At 70.3% G+C, this 15,928-nt stretch carries 15 protein-coding genes; 11 read left to right on the plus strand and 4 right to left on the minus strand.

Going from position 1 to position 15,928, the window contains the following annotated elements:
- Positions 1–138: 138 nt before the first annotated feature.
- Genes ABZ937_RS23260 through ABZ937_RS23270 form a run of 3 tightly spaced genes read right to left on the minus strand, consistent with a single transcriptional unit; the run spans position 139 to position 1,873 of the window.
- A complete protein-coding gene (locus ABZ937_RS23260) occupies positions 139–321 on the minus strand; it encodes a hypothetical protein (protein WP_361694767.1) in 183 nt (60 codons plus the stop codon).
- A 14-nt stretch (positions 322–335) separates the two neighbouring features.
- Positions 336–824, minus strand: a complete 489-nt coding sequence (locus ABZ937_RS23265; protein ID WP_361694769.1) for an SRPBCC family protein — start codon at positions 822–824, stop codon at positions 336–338.
- Positions 825–868: 44 nt separating this feature from the next.
- A complete protein-coding gene (locus ABZ937_RS23270; RefSeq protein WP_361694771.1) occupies positions 869–1,873 on the minus strand; it encodes a DUF2156 domain-containing protein in 1,005 nt (334 codons plus the stop codon).
- Positions 1,874–2,111: 238 nt separating this feature from the next.
- Here ABZ937_RS23270 and ABZ937_RS23275 point away from each other — a divergent pair, with 238 nt between their 5' ends.
- From ABZ937_RS23275 to ABZ937_RS23325, 11 genes are read left to right on the plus strand one after another with little or no spacing between them, the layout of a single operon-like run.
- Complete coding sequence (locus ABZ937_RS23275; RefSeq protein ID WP_361694773.1) at positions 2,112–3,680, plus strand: aldehyde dehydrogenase; 1,569 nt, start codon at positions 2,112–2,114, stop codon at positions 3,678–3,680.
- Complete coding sequence (locus tag ABZ937_RS23280; RefSeq protein ID WP_361694775.1) at positions 3,664–4,800, plus strand: acyl-CoA dehydrogenase family protein; 1,137 nt, start codon at positions 3,664–3,666, stop codon at positions 4,798–4,800. Before ABZ937_RS23275 ends, ABZ937_RS23280 begins: the two co-directional genes overlap by 17 nt.
- Positions 4,801–4,841: 41 nt before the next feature.
- Complete coding sequence (locus ABZ937_RS23285; RefSeq protein ID WP_361694777.1) at positions 4,842–6,119, plus strand: aminotransferase class III-fold pyridoxal phosphate-dependent enzyme; 1,278 nt, start codon at positions 4,842–4,844, stop codon at positions 6,117–6,119.
- The gene (locus tag ABZ937_RS23290; RefSeq protein ID WP_361694779.1) at positions 6,112–6,627 is read left to right on the plus strand and encodes an SRPBCC family protein; all 516 of its coding nucleotides are present in this window, start codon (positions 6,112–6,114) and stop codon (positions 6,625–6,627) included. The genes ABZ937_RS23285 and ABZ937_RS23290 overlap by 8 nt, the downstream gene beginning before the upstream one ends.
- 15 nt (positions 6,628–6,642) lie before the next feature.
- The gene (locus ABZ937_RS23295; protein WP_361694781.1) at positions 6,643–7,119 is read left to right on the plus strand and encodes a hypothetical protein; all 477 of its coding nucleotides are present in this window, start codon (positions 6,643–6,645) and stop codon (positions 7,117–7,119) included.
- Positions 7,120–7,137: 18 nt separating this feature from the next.
- Positions 7,138–8,301: an NAD(P)/FAD-dependent oxidoreductase gene (locus ABZ937_RS23300; protein ID WP_361694783.1), complete on the plus strand. Its 1,164-nt coding sequence runs from the start codon at positions 7,138–7,140 to the stop codon at positions 8,299–8,301.
- Complete coding sequence (locus ABZ937_RS23305) at positions 8,298–9,647, plus strand: FAD-binding oxidoreductase (protein WP_361694785.1); 1,350 nt, start codon at positions 8,298–8,300, stop codon at positions 9,645–9,647. Before ABZ937_RS23300 ends, ABZ937_RS23305 begins: the two co-directional genes overlap by 4 nt.
- Entirely contained in the window at positions 9,644–11,032 is a 1,389-nt protein-coding gene (locus ABZ937_RS23310; RefSeq protein ID WP_361694787.1) for a cytochrome P450, read from the plus strand. Before ABZ937_RS23305 ends, ABZ937_RS23310 begins: the two co-directional genes overlap by 4 nt.
- Positions 11,033–11,055: 23 nt before the next feature.
- On the plus strand, positions 11,056–12,006 hold the full coding sequence (locus ABZ937_RS23315) for a diacylglycerol kinase family protein (protein ID WP_361694789.1): 951 nt from the start codon (positions 11,056–11,058) through the stop codon (positions 12,004–12,006).
- 3 nt (positions 12,007–12,009) lie between these two features.
- Positions 12,010–12,549 carry a flavin reductase family protein gene (locus ABZ937_RS23320; RefSeq protein ID WP_361694791.1) on the plus strand — a complete coding sequence of 180 codons (540 nt, stop codon included), beginning with the start codon at positions 12,010–12,012 and terminating at the stop codon, positions 12,547–12,549.
- Between the two features lies 1 nt (position 12,550).
- Positions 12,551–14,083 (plus strand): MmgE/PrpD family protein, encoded by a 1,533-nt coding sequence (locus ABZ937_RS23325; RefSeq protein WP_361694793.1) that lies wholly within the window; start codon positions 12,551–12,553, stop codon positions 14,081–14,083.
- 33 nt (positions 14,084–14,116) lie between these two features.
- On the opposite strand, the gene ABZ937_RS23330 is transcribed toward ABZ937_RS23325, so the two are convergent.
- The gene (locus ABZ937_RS23330; protein WP_361694795.1) at positions 14,117–15,541 is read right to left on the minus strand and encodes a LuxR C-terminal-related transcriptional regulator; all 1,425 of its coding nucleotides are present in this window, start codon (positions 15,539–15,541) and stop codon (positions 14,117–14,119) included.
- Between the last annotated feature and the right edge of the window lie 387 nt (positions 15,542–15,928).

Below are 15,928 nucleotides of genomic sequence, written 5' to 3' on the forward strand. Positions count from 1 at the left end.
ACATCTGCGGCGTTGTCGTCGGTTGCCAACGCTCCGCGTTGGCGCCCTCCTCCGCCTTGCAGCTGCACGCACCAGACCCCGCTCGGGTCGGCCAGAAGGCGCCGCATCTCACGGCCGGCCTGATCCAAACGACAGGACCTAGCCGTTCGGCAGCTGCTCGGGCGACAGGCCCAGTTGCGCGGCCCATTCGTCGGCGAGCCGGTCGGCCAGTCCGGCGATGGCGTCGAATCTCATGGTGTGACGTCGGCGGGCCGGCCAGGTGCCGCCCGCATCCTCGCCGTCGCCGAGTTCGACGGCCTTCTCGGTCCGCGTCCTGCCCATGACGTCCACCTCGTTCAGGACTTCGCGGAATCGGCGTTCCCGGCGGCGGCCACCTGCCTCGCGTAATGGGCGGAGACCGTGCGGGAGATGTTCGCGGCCGTGTTCTTCGCCGCCGCGGCGATGAACGGCTCCAGTGTCTTCTCCAGCGCTCGTCCCGCTATTCCGCCGGGCAGGGTGAAGCCGATGCGTACCTCCACCTCGCTGCGGTTCCCGGGCAGTTCCCGGAAGACGAAGCTGGTGGTCGACTTCATTCCCGAGACCGACTCGTACGACACGCGGGCGTTCTTCTCCCAGTGCACGTTCTTGATGGTCGACTTCTGGGTGGACGGCCCGAGTTTGATCGTCGATTCGAAGATCGCGCCGAGCCCGTGATCGAGTTCGCCGACCGGACGATAGCTCGTCATGCCGTGCCAGTACTCCAGAGTGTTGCGGTAGTCGTCGAGGTAAGCGAATGTGACGTCGAGCGGCGCATCGCAGGTCGCGGTGAAGCAGACTTCGGACACTTCGTTTCCCTTCTTCCGGCAGTACGGTGCATGATGCAGCCGCGTCAGATGATGTTGGTACTCTTCGCCACGCTCCACAGCGACCGGAGCGACAATCCGCCGTCGAAGGCGAAGTACTCGGGCAGCACGGCGTCCGGATACCACTTGGACTTGTATTCCAGCTGGCTCTTCGCGGGGTACACGCGGTCGCCGTGATCGGCGATGAACCGGACCACGCGCGCCGCCATGGGGCTGGCGGCCGGCAGCTCGTGGTCGCCGTCGAGGCCGGTGAACGGCGTGAAGCCGAAGTGCAGCCAGGCCGTGCCGGCTGCCCGCATGTCCTGGATGGCCTGGGAGTTGATGGCCTCCATCACGCCTGGTGGGGAGTCCGGCAGGCGCCTGCTCAGGTCATGCAGCCACCCCGGGCGCGAGCCGTGGACCGGCACGTACGACACGTACGCGATCGCGGTGCCGTCCACCCTTCCCACGTACAGCTTGCGCAGCGGCTGCCACTCGCCGCCGATCTCTCCGATGAGGAAGGCGAGTTCCTTGGTGTGCTTGCCCTTGTCCCGCAGCCACCGCTGGTTGATGACCTCGATCTCGTCGGCGCATTTCTCCGGTTCGATCTCGGTGATTTCGAGGCCGGCGCGCAGGGCCCTGGATATCTTGTTGCGCAGCCGTACGAAACGCTTCCCGCGCAGCGAGAAGTCCGCGAGGCTCACGGCGTAGGAGGCCCCGACCTGGTTGACGGTGTGGCCCAGCTCGGCGAACAGCTCGGCGTCCGCGCGCTGGAGTTGCGCGCCGATCACCTTGCAGCCGTGTTCATGCGCGCGCTCGACGAACCGTGACTCCAGTTCCCGCCGGCAGGCCGGGTCGGCGAACGGGCCGCCGAACTGAATCCAGCGACGCCCCTGGACCCGGTAGCAGACAAAGCCGTCCAGGTCCTCGCAGGTGAAGTACTCATTGCCGCGGTTGAGAGCAAGAAAGGCACTGGGGTTGTCCGCGTGGCGTTCCAGGGCCGAAAGGATCGAGGCACTGGCTTCCGGCCGGCGCGAGTCGGGCATCTGCATGCTCTGTCCTCACGTACGGAATATGGTCTGCCAGAAGCTAGCAATCCCTTCTGACGTGGGGCCCACACCACCGCGCGCCGGAAGTCAGACCCGTTTCAGGGGCGCCGTCAATACTGCTTTCCGCAGCGCTGGCAGCGGCGTGCGGACAACGTCACCCAGCTGCCGCAGACATCTACCTTGCGGGGTCACTTTGGCAGCAAGTGTCGAGGCTCAGGCAATCCCATCACTGAGTAGTTACGTGCGGGGGAAGGACATCGAGAGCGGCCGGTGGGTCTACGTCCTGTCGGCTCGCTCGGTCCTGGAGGACTCGTTCGCGAGTCTCACCCTCAAGAGGCGGCTGGAGGCGGGCCGGGTCTCCCCGGCCGAAGTACCGGAGGGCGTCATCGCCGGCCGGGTGGCCCTCGCCGACGAGGCCACCGTTCAGGACGCGGTGCAGGCCGCGGCGGAGGCGACGAAGATCTGGCGCGCGGCTCCCCTGTCGGTCCGTTTCGACGGCTGGATGGAGCTCCTGCGCACCACCATCGACGAGCACCAGGACGAACTCGTCCGCCTGCTCACCCTGGAGGGCCACCCGCTGGAGCTGGCGAAGTGGGAGATCTCCGGGATGCGCGAGCTGACCCGGCCGGAGTCGGCGGCGTACCTGCGCGGCCAGATGCACCAGGAGTTCATTGTCGACAACCGCCGCAACATCGTCCGGCGGCAGCCCGACGGCGTCGTGTGCATCACCCCGCCCGCGAACGCGCCCCTGGTCAGCGCGCTGCTGGGAAGCATGTGCATCCCGGGCGGCAACGCGGCCGTCGTGCGTGCCCCGCGCACCGCCCCGTACGGCGTCACGTACGCCCTGCGGCACATCATCGCCCCGATCCTCGACCAGCTCGGCGCACCGCCCGGACTGCTCAATGTGGTGTGCGGGAACCCCGCGCCGATGCTGGACGCGTGGATCGAGAGCCCGCTGGTCGACGACATCCTGTTCTTCGGTGACGTGCCCAACGGCCTCAAGCTGGAGCGCCGCTGCGTCGAGGCGGGGAAGAAGCCGATCCTCGAACTCGCCGGCAACGACCCGGTGGTGGTGTGGAAGGACGCCGACCTGGACGGGGCGGCCGACGCGCTCGCGGAGAGCTTCTACGGCTCGGGCCAGCTGTGCATGATCCCGAACCAGGCGATCGTGCACCCGGAGGTCGCGGACGCCCTGATCGAGCGTGTCGCCGAGCGCGCGCAGCGGCTGCGCCCGGGCTACCCGGACCAGGAGAACGTCCTGCTCTCGCCGGTGCTGCGGCACGACAAGTTCCACGACTTCCTCGCCGACGCGGTGGACAAGGGCGCGACCGTGGTCACCGGCGGCCACGGCATGCAGCTCGACGGAACGGTCGACGACAGCTCCGGGTTCTTCCTCCAGCCCACCGTGCTGCGGGTCGACGGGCTGAAGGACGCGCGTGAGGTGCGGGCGGTGAAGGAGGAGACGTTCTTCCCGCTGCTGCCGATCGTGGTGCCCGAGCCGGCCGACGACGAGGAACTCCTGGACGCCTGCGTCGAGTTCGTGAACTCGAACGAGTACGGCCTGCGCAACTCGCTGTGGACCCGCGACGAGGAGGTCATCGACCGGTTCGTCGCCCACACCGTCACCGGCGGGCTGCTCAAGGTCAACGACTCGCACATCGCGTTCACCGCGCCGCTGCCGTCGCACGGCGGCACCGGTCTGACCGGCGGAGCCTTCGGCGAGGCCAACTACCCCGTCCTGCGGACGACCCACATCCAGGGAGTCTCCGTCGTCGTGAAGGAGGAGGACAGCGTTGCAGACGCTCGATGAGGCCCGCGCGGTCTGTGAGACGTACCTGCCCGGCCTGCTGTCGAAGCTGACCGAGTCGCCCCTGTCCGAGCTGGAGAAGCCCGGCAACCAGGGCCTGGAGCTGTTCCGCTCGGCCGGCGGCGCCGCCCTGGTCATCCCCAAGGCGTACTCGGGTCTGGGTGCGAACGCCCTGGAGGCCGTGCAGGTGACCCGCGCGATCGGTGCGGCGGCGCCGTCCGTCGCGGTGGCGTCGACCATGCACCACTTCTCGGTCGCGACGATCTTCACGCTCGCCGAGAGCCTGCGGTCCAGCGGTGTCGAGTGGGCGCTGCTGGAAGGCATCGCCACGCAGAAGCTGCTGGTCTCGTCCGGCTTCGCCGAGGGCAACCCGGGTCAGGGGATCCTCTCCCCGACGGTCAGCGGGACCCGCGTGGACGGCGGGATCGTCGTCAACGGCTCCAAGCGCCCGTGCAGCATGTCGCGTTCGATGAACCTGCTGTCCGCCAGCATCGCGCTCCCGCGCGAGGACGGCGGGCAGGAGACCGTCCTGATGCTGCTGCCGGCGGAGACCGAGGGGGTGTCCGTCCACCCGTTCTGGAAGAGCAACGTCCTCGCGGGCGCGGAGAGCGACGAGGTCCGGCTCACCGACGTGTTCGTCGACGAGCGTCTGCTGGTGCCGACGGAGATCGGCGACCAGGGCGAGATCGACGAACTGCAGACCATCGGCTTCATGTGGTTCGAGATGCTGATCACCTCCTGCTACCTGGGCATGGCCAGCGCCCTGGTGGAGAAGGCCTTCGCGAGCAAGCGGATCACCCCCGCCGTCGTCGCGGACCTGGGCGTCCGGATCGAGACCGCCGCGCATCTGCTCGAAGGGATCGCCCGGCAGCTGATGGCGAAGGAGGGCGACAACGCCGCCCTGGCCCGGGCCATGGTCGCCCGGTACGGCGCCCAGGAGGCCATCGTCGACTCCGCGCGGCGGGCCGTGGAGGCCCTCGGCGGCATGGCCTACATCGGGTCACCGGACGTGGCCTACCTGGCGGCTGCCTGCCACTGCGTCAGCTTCCACCCGCCGTCCAAGGCCGCGACCAGCGCGGCTCTGGCCGCCAGCTTCCGCGGTGACGTGCTCCGTTTCGACTGATTCCCGAGGGATCCACACAGAGGTGAGAGGTGAGCGCAGCCATGCAGAGCGACGAGACGCTCGACAGTGCCCGGGTGTCCGCGGCGTATCGGCGCACGATGAGTTCGGGACGGGCCCGGCTGGCCGAGGTGCTCGGCGGTCAGGTGGAAGTGGAGTCGTCAGGGGCGTGGATCACGACGAGTGACGGCCGCAGGTACCTCAACGCGGGCGGCTACGGCGTGTTCATCACCGGCGCCCGGCACCCCACGGTGGTCCGCGAGGTCGAGCGGCAGCTGCACAGCCATCCGATCGGCTCCCGTATCTTCCTGGACCCGGCCGCCGCCCGCGCCGGCGAGCTGCTGACGTCCGTGACGCCCCCCGGGCTGGAGCGCATCCACTTCTCGGGCTCGGGCACCGAGGCGGTCGAGGCGGCCATCAAGCTCGCCCGGCTCAACGGGCGGCGGCGCCTGGTGTCCATGGTCGGCGGCTACCACGGCAAGACGCTGGGCGCCCTGTCCGTGACGGCGAAGAGCACCTTCCAGGAGCCGTTCCGTCCGCTGCTCCCGGACGTCACCCATGTGCCGTTCGGTGACGCGTCGGCTCTCGGCGCGGTCCTGGCCCAGTACCCGGGCGAGGTCTGCGTGATCGTCGAGCCGGTGCAGGGCGAGGCCGGTGTGGTGATCCCGCCGCCCGGCTATCTGGGCGAGGTGCGGGCGCTGTGCTCGGAGTACGGCGCTCTGCTCGTCGTCGACGAGATCCAGACCGGGCTCGGCCGGCTCGGCTCCTGGTGGGGATCCGACGCCGAGCAGGTACGGCCCGACATCCTGCTGTCGGGCAAGGCGCTGGGCGGCGCGGTGGTGCCGGTCGCCGCGACGATCGCGACGTCCGAGGTGTTCGCCGTACTCGATCGCGACCCCGTCCTGCACACGTCGACGTTCTCCGCGGCGCCCATCGCCATGGCCGCCGTGTGCGGCGCGATCACGGCGATCCGCGACGACGGTCTGGTGGACCGGGCGGCCGAACTCGGCAGCCGGATCACGGCCGAGCTCACGCGGATCACGGGTACGTATCTGGCCCACCATCCCCATGAGGTGCGCGGCGCCGGGCTGCTGATCGGCGTCGAGTTCGTCGACCCCGCCCTGGCGGCCGATCTCTTCATCGCGCTCGTCGGCCACGACGTCGTGGCGAATCTGTCCCTCAACTCCGACAACGTGGTGCGGTTCACGCCGCCCGCCGTGATGTCGGAACCCGACGTCGAGTTCTTCATCGAGCGGTTCGACCGAGCGGCCCGTCAGGTCGCCGAACGCAATCCTGAATACGAGGTACTCACCCATGCGTAGCCTTGAACTGACCCTGCGCTCCTCGGGCGTCGACGCCGACGCGGCGTACCAGCGCATCACCGAATTCGAGCGCTACCCCGAATTCGTGGACGAGGTGCGCTCCGTCGTCGTGCACCCGGGCGACGACGACGGGCCGCTCGCCAGCGACTGGGACATCTTCTTCCGCAACGGTCCGTTGCGCTGGTCCGAGGTCGACTACTTCCAGCGGGAGTCGCGACGGATCGTCTTCGAGCAGACCGACGGGGACTTCGAGCTGTTCCGCGGCTCCTGGCAGATCGAGCCGGTCGCCGACGGCTGCCAGGTGACGTTCGAAGTGACCTTCGACTTCGGCATCCCGAGCCTCGCGGGGGTGCTGGAGCCGATCGCGACCAAGGTCCTCAAGGAGGCCATCGCCACCATCGTCGGCAGCCTGCTCGGCAATGTCACGGTCATCGGCGACCCGGCCACGGCCGCCGTCATCAAGGCGCGGTTCGCGGGGGCGAACGAGCGCTCCGCATCAGCCGCGTGAGCGAGGAGACGGCACATGGATCACGCGAACCGCTTCGAGACCAGGACGACGTACGGCCTGCTGCGCCTGGAGTACGGGGTCGCCCTTGTGGTGTGCTCGGTGCTCTTCCTCCTCCACATAGGGGAAGTGCGCTGGTGGCCGGCCGTCCTGCTGTTCGCCTACATCGACCTCATCGGCTACATCCCCGGGGCGATCGCCTACCGGCGGGCCCGCGACGGTGACATCTCCAAGGTGTACTACGTCCTCTACAACACGATGCACAGCCTGGTCACGAACGCCGTGGTCGTCGGCATCTGGGCGCTGGTCGCGGGCTTCGAGTGGGCGCTCCTCGCGGTGCCCATCCATCTGTGCGGTGACCGGGCCCTGTTCGGGAACTTCCTGAAGCCGTTCAAGGTCCGGTTCGAACCGGTGCGGCTGCCGGCCTTCGAGGAGTTCGAACGCCGGCTCGCCGAACGGGACCGGACCGGCATGCGACAGCCCGAACGCGTCTGAGGTGAGGAGCTCATGTCCGTGACTAAGGAACGCCCTGTCATCATCGGCGCCGGGCCGGGCGGGCTCGCGGTGGCCTGGACCCTGAAGGAGGCCGGCCTCGATCCGCTGCTGCTCGACCGTGAGCAGCAGGCCTGCTCCACCTGGCACTCGTACTACCCCTCGCTGCGGATGAACTCCTGGCGTCGGCTGAGTTCGCTCCCGGGCATGCGGCTGTCCGCGGAGTACGGGCCGTGGCCCATGCGCAACGACTTCCTGACGTACATGAAGAAGTACATCGAGGTGCTGAACCCGGACATCCGCTTCGGTACCGACGCGCAGCGCGTGGACCGCGACGGAGACCGCTGGGTGGTGCGCACCTCCGACGGCGATCTGCGGACCGAGCACGTCATCGTCGCGACCGGGCTGCACCGCAAGCCGTTCGTCCCGGACTGGCCGGGGCTTGAGGAGTTCGAGGGCGAGTTCCTCCACGCCCGCGAGTACACCGTGCCGGAGCCCTACGCGGGCAAGGACGTGCTGGTGGTCGGCTGCGGCCCGACCGGGATCGACATCGCCGTGGCCGCGGCGCAGGCCGGCGCGTCCCGGGTGCGGATGTCCATCCGGAACATGCCGGTGCTGTTCAAGCTCAGCCCCAGCACCTCTCTGCTCTGCCAGGCCATCAAGCACGGACCGCTGCCGCACTGGCTCGTCAACCGGGCCAGCCTGCTGATGCACCGGGTGCAGTGGGGGGACCTGTCCCGCTACGGCATACCGACGCCCAAGGAAGGCACGATGGCGGGCACCGCCCGTATCGGCCACTCGTACGGCGCGATCGACCGCGGCCTGATCGCGGGCGTCCGCGACGGGTCCATCGAGATCGTCCGGGGTGTCACCGGGTTCAACCGGAAGGCCGTGCTGCTCGACGACGGCACCAGCATCAAGCCGGACGTCGTCGTCGCGGCCACCGGTCAGCGCCCGGACATGGAAGGGCTGCTGGGGCATCTCCGCGTGCTGTCCCAGCCGGGCGGCCGGCCCCTGGTGTTCGGCGCCCAGACCCTCCCGCACGCCCCGCACCTCTACTTCCAGGGGTACCGGCTGCCTCCCGGCCAGCTGCCCGACATGGCCGTCGACGCCCGGGCCATCGCCCGCGCCATCACCGGATCCCGGCGCTTCCCCCTGGCCGGGGCCCTGCGGAGCAGGCGATGAGCAGCCATCTCACCCCCTGGGCTGCGAGCCAGGAGGCGACGCGACCACGGCTGCGCGGGCGGCAGCGCTGCGACGTCGTGGTCGTCGGAGCGGGCCTGACCGGGCTGTCCACCGCCCTCGAACTCCTGTCACTGGCACCGGAGCTGAGGGTGGTGGTGCTGGAGGCGGACCGGGTCGCGGCCGGCGCGAGCGGCCGCGGCACCGGGCTCCTCGGGCCACGGGTCGGGCCCGCGCTGCACGTGGCGCGGCGGCGCTTCGGTGACGACGTCGCCCGGGCCGCGCACCTGTGGTCGGTGGCCGCGGTGCGGCATGTGCTCGACCTGGTGGAGCGTCACCGCCTCACCTGCGATCTGACGCCGGGCGGCCAGCTCGTCGTCGCCCGTGACGAGCGGGCCGCCGAGCACCAGCTCCAGGAGCGCCAGGCGGCGATGATGCTCGGACTCCCCCCGGAGTACGTCGAGTACGTCGAGCGGGACCGGCTGCCCGCGTACGCGGGCCGCTGTCTCAGCGGGCTGCGGTACGGCCCGGCCGCGACGGTCGACCCGGCGGCGCTCACCGAGCAGCTGGCCCGGGCCGGCGAGCGGCTCGGCCTCGTCATCCACGAGAACAGCCAGGTCCGCCGGGTCCGGCGGGGGCTGCTCAACACGGTCGTCACCGACGGCGGCGAAATGATCGCCGACCATGTCGTCATCGCCGTCAACGCGTACGGCGACGCGATGGCGGCGGCGCCGTCGGGTGTCCTCCCCGTGCGTGTGCAGGCCGGCGTGACGCACAAGCTCTCCGAGGACCAGCTGGCGGAGCTGGCCGGTCTCGACGTCGAACCCCTCATCGAGCACGGTGAGGTGGCGCCGTACTTCCGGCTCACCCCGGACGGCCGGCTGGTGATCGGCGGGGGCGCCCTGGAGCGGGGCGCCCACGGCGGTCTGGCCCCCCACCCCGGGAGGCTCCTCGCGGCGGCGCGTGCCTTCTCCCCGGCGCTGGCCGGCATCTCGCTCGACGCCACATGGGCGGGGCCGATCGCCGTGACCCGGGACGGTCTGCCCGTGCTCGGAGAGCACCGCGGCGATCCCTGGCTGCATCATGCGACCGGCTGCAACGGTCACGGGCTCGCCCTCAGCGTCTACCACGGCAGCTGGCTGGCCCGTCGCATCGTCGGCGCGGACATCGGCCCGGACGATCTGCCCTGGCTGCGGGCGAGCGCGCCCTGGCTGCCGCGGGGCCGCGTCGCGGACCGCGTGCTCGACCGCTATCTGGGGCATCTGGCGACAGCGGCCGCACCGGTCGGGTCCGCCCGGGCCGCGGCCGAGGCGGGCAGCCCCGCACCACGGACGGAGATCCCATCGTGAGCACCTCCGCACAGCACACACCGACACGCCGCCCGGCGACGGCGCGCGAGCGTCTGGCCAGGTCGGCCTCGATCAGCAAGATGCCGATCACGGAGCCGATGGACCGGATGCCGCCGGGCCCGGCCGAGTCCGTGGCCCGGCAGACCGTCCACTTCCGGCGCAGCAGGCAGCACTACCTGACGCAGATGCACGACCGGTACGGCGACATGGTGACCCTTCGTGTCGTGCCCGGCGGCCCGTTCGTACTGCTGCGCGACCCGGAGCACATCAAGGAGGTGTTCCGCGGCGCGCCGGACGTCTTCCACGCCGGGGAGGGCAACTCCCTGCTCGTGCCGATCGTCGGCCGCCACTCCGTCCTCACCCTCGACGCGCCCGAGCACCGCCCGGCGCGCAAGCGGATGATGCCGCCGTTCCACCACGAGCGCATCAGCCAACTCGTGGTGGCCATGCAGGAGCTGGCGGAGCAGGAAGCCCTCAGCTGGCCGGTGGGCCGTCCGGTCAAGCTCCTCGACCGGGCCTACGCGCTGACCCTCGACATCATGGTGCGGGTGGTCTTCGGCGTCGACGACCCCGGACGAGCGGCCGAACTGGGCGCGGCGCTGCGCAAGGTCGCGGACATCGGGCTGTCCGACATCCTGGTCTGGATCCGTCCGGGCCTGGGCCGGGTCTGGCCGTGGACCAAGGTGGTCTCCGGCCTCGAACACGCCGACGAACTCATCTACGCGGAGATCGCCCGCCGCCGGGCGGACCCGCGGCGCTCCGAACGCACCGACGTGCTGTCGATGCTGCTGGAGGGCGAACCCGACGACGAGGTGGTCCGCGACGAGGTCATGACGCTGCTCGTGGCCGGTCATGAGACCACCGCGGTCGCGCTGGCCTGGCTGTTCGAGCGGCTGGTGCGCCATCCGCGGGTGCTGGCCCGGCTGCGCGAGGGCCTGGACGAGCCCAAGGACCCGTACCGCACCGCCGTGTTCAAGGAGGCGCTGCGGGTCCGCCCGGTGATCCACAACGTGGCGCGCCGGCTGACCGAGCCGATCGAGCTGGGCGGCTACCGGCTGCCGGCCGGGGTGTCGGTGCTGCCGTCGATCGGTGCCGTGCAGCACGACCCGCGGCTGTGGGGGCCCGACGCCCGGCTCTTCCGTCCCGAACGGTGGCTGGAGGGCAACCCGCCGCAGAACGCCTGGATCCCCTTCGGCGGCGGCGCCCGCCGGTGCCTGGGCGCGACCTTCGCGCAGGTCGAGGTGGAGACCGTGCTCGCGGCGGTGCTGCGCGTCGTGGAACTGCGCGCCGTCGAGCAGCGCGACGAGGGAAGCGCCATGAACCACATCACCATGATTCCGAAGCGTGGAGCGCGCGTCAGTGTCGTGCGTCGGCTGCGCCCATGAGCGAGCGAGAATCCAGGAGAGACATGTCTGCACAGCAGCCTCTGCGCCTTGCCGCCGTACTCAACCCGGCGGCGGGCAGCGACGGCGAGCAGCTGATCGCGGCCCTGGCGTCCCGTGAAGCGGTCGAGGTGCGCACCATCACCACCACGACGGCGGGGGACGCCACCGACATCGCGTACAAACTGGCCGCGGACGCCGAGCCCGTGGACGCCGTCGTCTCCGTGGGCGGCGACGGGACGGTCTTCGAGGTGGCCTCGGGACTGTGGCGGGCCCGCGCGGCCGGTGTGACGACCGTGCCCCCGCTGCTCGTCGCGCCGGGCGGGACGGGCAACTCCGTCTACCGCGGCCTGTGGAACGACGCGTCGTGGGACTCCGCCGTCGAGCGGGTGACGCGCGGGCAGGCGCCGACGCGCACCCTCGATCTCGCGCGGATCGAGCAGAACGACCAGATCGTGGTCCTCGGCTCGGGCAGCGGCCTGTTCGCCCAGACCCTGGTGAAGGCGGCCGAGCTTCCCGGCAGCGGACGGCAGTTGCTGATGGACGCGGCGCTCGCCGCCATGGCGGAGCACGTGCCCTATCAGGGCAGGGTCGTGGTCGACGGGAAGGTCGTCCACGAGGGCGGCATCGTCGAGACGATCGTGGGCGGATTCCGTTACCGGGGCGGTCTGCTGAACCTGGTGCCGCGGTCGGTGCTCGACGACCGTCTGCTCGACATCACGGTCGTGACGGCCGATGCCGACATGAACGCCTTCGCGCACGCCGCGCTGGTCGGCGACGTCTACGACGTCCCCGGGATCCGGTGGGGGCGCGGCGAGCACGTGGTCGTCGAGCGGGTCGACGGGGAGCCGCTGCTTTTCGAGCACGACGGCGAGGTCATGCCGCGCGCCGGCGCCTCCTGCGACCTGCGGGTGATCCCGGCCGCGCTGGACGTCGTGGTCACACCCGACACACCCGCCTGGTTCCGGGAGGGATGATCCGTGGCCCAGCACCGCCAGACGCCGGCTTCTCCGGCGCCGAGCAGCGAAGCGTGCCGCGACTACTACCGCAGGATGACGGCCGGCGTGGCCGTGGTCACCGCCAGCGGTTCGGCGGGGTGGTCCGCGTCGACCGTCAGCACCGTCACGAGTGTGTCCCTGTCGCCGCCGGTGATCCTGTGCTGTCTGTCGCGGGGCTCGGACACCCTCGTGGCCATCCGGGAGGCGGGGCGTTTCGCCGTCCATCTCCTGGCCGACCATCAGCACGACGTGGCCGACCGATGCAGTCGCCGCCCCGGCGGCAGCGCCCGGCTGACGGATCTGCGCCAGGAGGTCCGCATGGTCGACGGGGCACCGGTGATCTCCGGCGCCCTGGCCGTGGGCTGGTGCGATCTGCACTCCACCGCGGAGATCGGTGATCACGTGGTGGTCTACGGGCAGCTCGTGTCCGTGGACGCCGGGCACGGGCGCCCGCTGCTGTGGCACGACAGCTCCTTCCGTGCCCTCGGCGCGGATCTCGACGCGCTGGCCTCCAAGTCCTGAAGTGTCCGCAGCAGAACTCGACGAAAGCCGCATCCTCATGTCCAGCGACGCCATGTCCCTGACCGCACGTCTGGCCGATTGGGCGCACCGGGTGACGTACGACGACGTTCCGCCGCTCACCCGGCAGGCCGCGGTCAGTCAGTTGATCTCCAACCTGGCGGCGGTCCGCGCCTCCCTGGGCCACCCGGTGGGCCGGTCCCTGGTGGCCGCGTTCGGCTCCCCCCTCCAGGACGACGCGGCACGCTCGGCCTACGTCCTGTCCGGGCTCGCGACGGCGCTCGACTTCGACGAGGTCGCGTACGCCGGGCATGTGTCGGCGGGCGCCGTGAACGTCGCCCTGGCGGAGGCCAGGCGCGGGCGCAAGGACGGCCGGTCCCTGCTCGCCACGATCGTCACGGCCAACGAGTGTGCGGCGCGGATCACCGCGGCCACCATCCTCAGCCCGTTCTTCCGGGGCCAGACCAACACGCACTGCCACCTGGCCAGTGCCGCGGCGGCACGGCTGCACGCCCGGGGGGCCGCACGCAAGGAGTGGACGGCCGCGCTGGGCCTGGCCCTCGGCATCCTCGCCGTTCCGCTCCATCACGGGGTGGTGACGAGCGATGTGAAGGCGTTCACCGCGGCGGCCCCGGTGCGGCTCGCCCTCGACGCCTGCGACGCGGCGGCCCACGGTCTCAGCGGTGCCGACGACGTCCTCGAACACCCGGAGGGTCTGCTCGCCCACCTCTCCGCGGTGCCCGTGCCCGAGACCGTGGACCGGTTGCTCGGGGTCCGCTGGCACACCGACACGCTGACCTACAAGAAGTTCCCGGGCAGTGCCTATCTGCACGCGGCCTTCGACTGCGCCGAGCGCCTGTACCGGCGTCTCGGCCGGCTCGACGCCGAGCGGGTCGGGCGCGTCGTCGTCGAGGGGTCGCTGCTGACCTGGCAGATGGAGCGCAAGATCGCCGGCGCGCTGCGCGGGCCCGACACGTCGGTGTCGGCCGCCACCCTGTCCGTCGGGTACGGGGTGGCGTCCCTGCTGCTGAACGGTGCGTTCGGGGCGGGCGACCTGGATCCCGCCGCGCTGGGCGACAAGGACCGCTGGGCGTTGGCGGACAAGGTGGTGGTCGAGCACGACATGGATCTGTCGTTGCGCATGGCGCACGCCACGTCCCCGCTGGGCGAGGCGCTGCGGCAGGCCGGCGAACGCGCCCTGGAGTGGCCCGAGCTGACGCGATGGACCGGCGCGGACGCGTCGCTCGTCCTGGACTCGCTGGGCGAGCCGTCGGACACGTTCGAGAACGCGACGATGGCGATCGGCGCACGGGTCAGGATCGAGCTGGTGGACGGCACCGTCGCGACCGAGGAGTGCGAGGCGTTCGCCGGTTCCGCGGGAGCCTCCTCGCGCGAGGAGCAGCGAGCGCTGGTGCGGCGCAAGTTCCTCGGCACCGGGGGGACGGAGGAGGTGCTTTCCGCCCTGGAGGGCATCGAGGGACTCGGCCCGGACGCGACGTCCAGGGTGCTGGAGAAGGCCCTGGACGTCGCTGTGTGACACCCCGGTCGACGCGGTCGACGCCGCGGCGGCTCAGGGATCGGGCACCGTGGGCTCGTCGTGCGCATCGAGGTTCGAGAGGATCGTGGTCAGTTTGACGCGTGTGGTGATCGCGAGTTTCCGGAAGACGTTGCGCAGGTGGTAGTTGACCGTGTGCGGGGACAGCTCCAGTTCCCGCGCGATCTGCTGGTTGGTCAGCCCACGGGCCACGTGCCGGGCGATCTCGATCTCCCTCTGGGTGAGCGAGGCGAGCCGCTCCTGCTGGTCCGCCGCGGCGTCGTCCGCGTCCCGGGCGGACGACGGCGCTGTCCGGGGGCTCGTCTCGCTGGTCGGCGTAGCGAGCGGGCCCGTCGGGCGGTGCGCCATCGGCTCCGGCGGGGCGGCCGGCCGGCGCTCGGTCGCCTCTCCTGGTTCCGTGGAGCCGGCGGCGCCCCCGAAGTCGAGAGCGGTGACGACGTCGGGGCGCCGGCCCGGCGACGCCGAACGGGCGTATTCCGCCGCGGATTCGAGGACGGGCACGCCCGGATTGTTCTGGGCGAGCTGTTCGATGGCGTGGAGCGCGCGGTCCGCCAGGTCCCGGTCCCCCGCGGCGCGGGCCATTGCCACCATCCAGGCGGCCCGGGCGGGGTCCTCCACGAAACACCCGGAGGCGGTGGCCAGCAGATGCCATTTCGTACGCATCAAGTCGACGGCCCGGCTCGGTCCGCTCTCGGCCGCGGCGAGGGCGATCTCGGTGAAAGCGGCCCGCGCCACGGAGTCCGGGTAGGCGTAGTAGGCGGAACGCCGGTGGTACTCGGCCAGTTGTCGCGCGGCCAGATCCCGCTCGCCTCGCAGGAGGTGGGCCATGGCGGCCACCGAATGGGCGAGCTTCACGCTCACGGCCGACCGCCGCTGGTCGCTGAGGTCGATGGCGGCGACAGCCCGGTCGATGGCCTCGCCGAATCGTCCTTCCTGCAGATGGAGCGTGGCGAGCAGGGCATCGGGCAGCGAGTTGAAGGCCAGCAGCCCGCCGCCGTCGATGGTGGCGCGCATGTCCTGGACGACGCGCACCGCCTGTTGTGACACATGCAGGTCGATGAGCTTCTTCGCCAGCAGCAGCTGGGTGTAGAGCTTCCACATGGGAATCACATCGTGGGATTTCTGCATCGCGGACTGGTTCAGCCACAGCCCTTCGACCAGGTTTCCCTGATGCCATTTCTGGTGCGACCGCACGCACAGGGTGACCACTTCCAGGGAATCCGGTTCGCTCCGGCCCCCTACGAGCGTCAGCCATTTCTGGGTATCCTCACCGGTCATGGATCCGGTGAGAAGGCGAAATGCCAGGATGTCCCGATGGGCCGGTATTTCCGCGTCCAGCTCCCCTAGAGCCTCGTCCAGAAATTCCAGTGCCCCGTATATTTCACCCCTGACGAACCTGAGCCGGGCCTGGTCGAGCTTCGCCCTCGCGTCGTCGCTCATGTCCGTCGAGTGAGATGATCCGATGAGGTAGAGCGCATCGCTCATCGAGGTCGGGTCGTGAGGCGGGTCGCTGTGATCGCGACTCCTCGCTCGGCCTCGCTTACCACCACCGGGCTGTGTACCCCCGTTCACAGTCCACGCTCCTTCGGCATGTCCAGTATTGAACTGTAAAATTCATCCAAATTCGCGCCACTCGTAGATGATCATCGATAAATACTAAAGGGACGCGCGTTCGATACCAAGAGTTACCGACGGGTTGCTTGACTGTGTCATGTGCCGACGGACGGGTTTGAGTCAATCGGCCGACTCGAAGCTTCCGGATTGGCGATTGGTCGGCGGAACACGACAAGGTCGGTCAAGGCACCGTGCGCAGATTGTAACTTCCCG

This window comes from Streptomyces sp. NPDC046727, assembly GCF_040645635.1.
GTDB lineage: Bacteria > Actinomycetota > Actinomycetes > Streptomycetales > Streptomycetaceae > Streptomyces.

Coding starts and splice junctions, on each gene's coding strand:
- ABZ937_RS23260 (WP_361694767.1), bottom strand. CDS start 321: ATGGGCAGGACGCGGACCGAGAAGGCCGTCGAACTCGGCGACGGCGAG.
- ABZ937_RS23270 (WP_361694771.1), bottom strand. CDS start 1,873: ATGCAGATGCCCGACTCGCGCCGGCCGGAAGCCAGTGCCTCGATCCTT.
- ABZ937_RS23285 (WP_361694777.1), top strand. CDS start 4,842: ATGCAGAGCGACGAGACGCTCGACAGTGCCCGGGTGTCCGCGGCGTAT.
- ABZ937_RS23290 (WP_361694779.1), top strand. CDS start 6,112: ATGCGTAGCCTTGAACTGACCCTGCGCTCCTCGGGCGTCGACGCCGAC.
- ABZ937_RS23295 (WP_361694781.1), top strand. CDS start 6,643: ATGGATCACGCGAACCGCTTCGAGACCAGGACGACGTACGGCCTGCTG.
- ABZ937_RS23305 (WP_361694785.1), top strand. CDS start 8,298: ATGAGCAGCCATCTCACCCCCTGGGCTGCGAGCCAGGAGGCGACGCGA.
- ABZ937_RS23315 (WP_361694789.1), top strand. CDS start 11,056: ATGTCTGCACAGCAGCCTCTGCGCCTTGCCGCCGTACTCAACCCGGCG.
- ABZ937_RS23330 (WP_361694795.1), bottom strand. CDS start 15,541: ATGAGCGACGACGCGAGGGCGAAGCTCGACCAGGCCCGGCTCAGGTTC.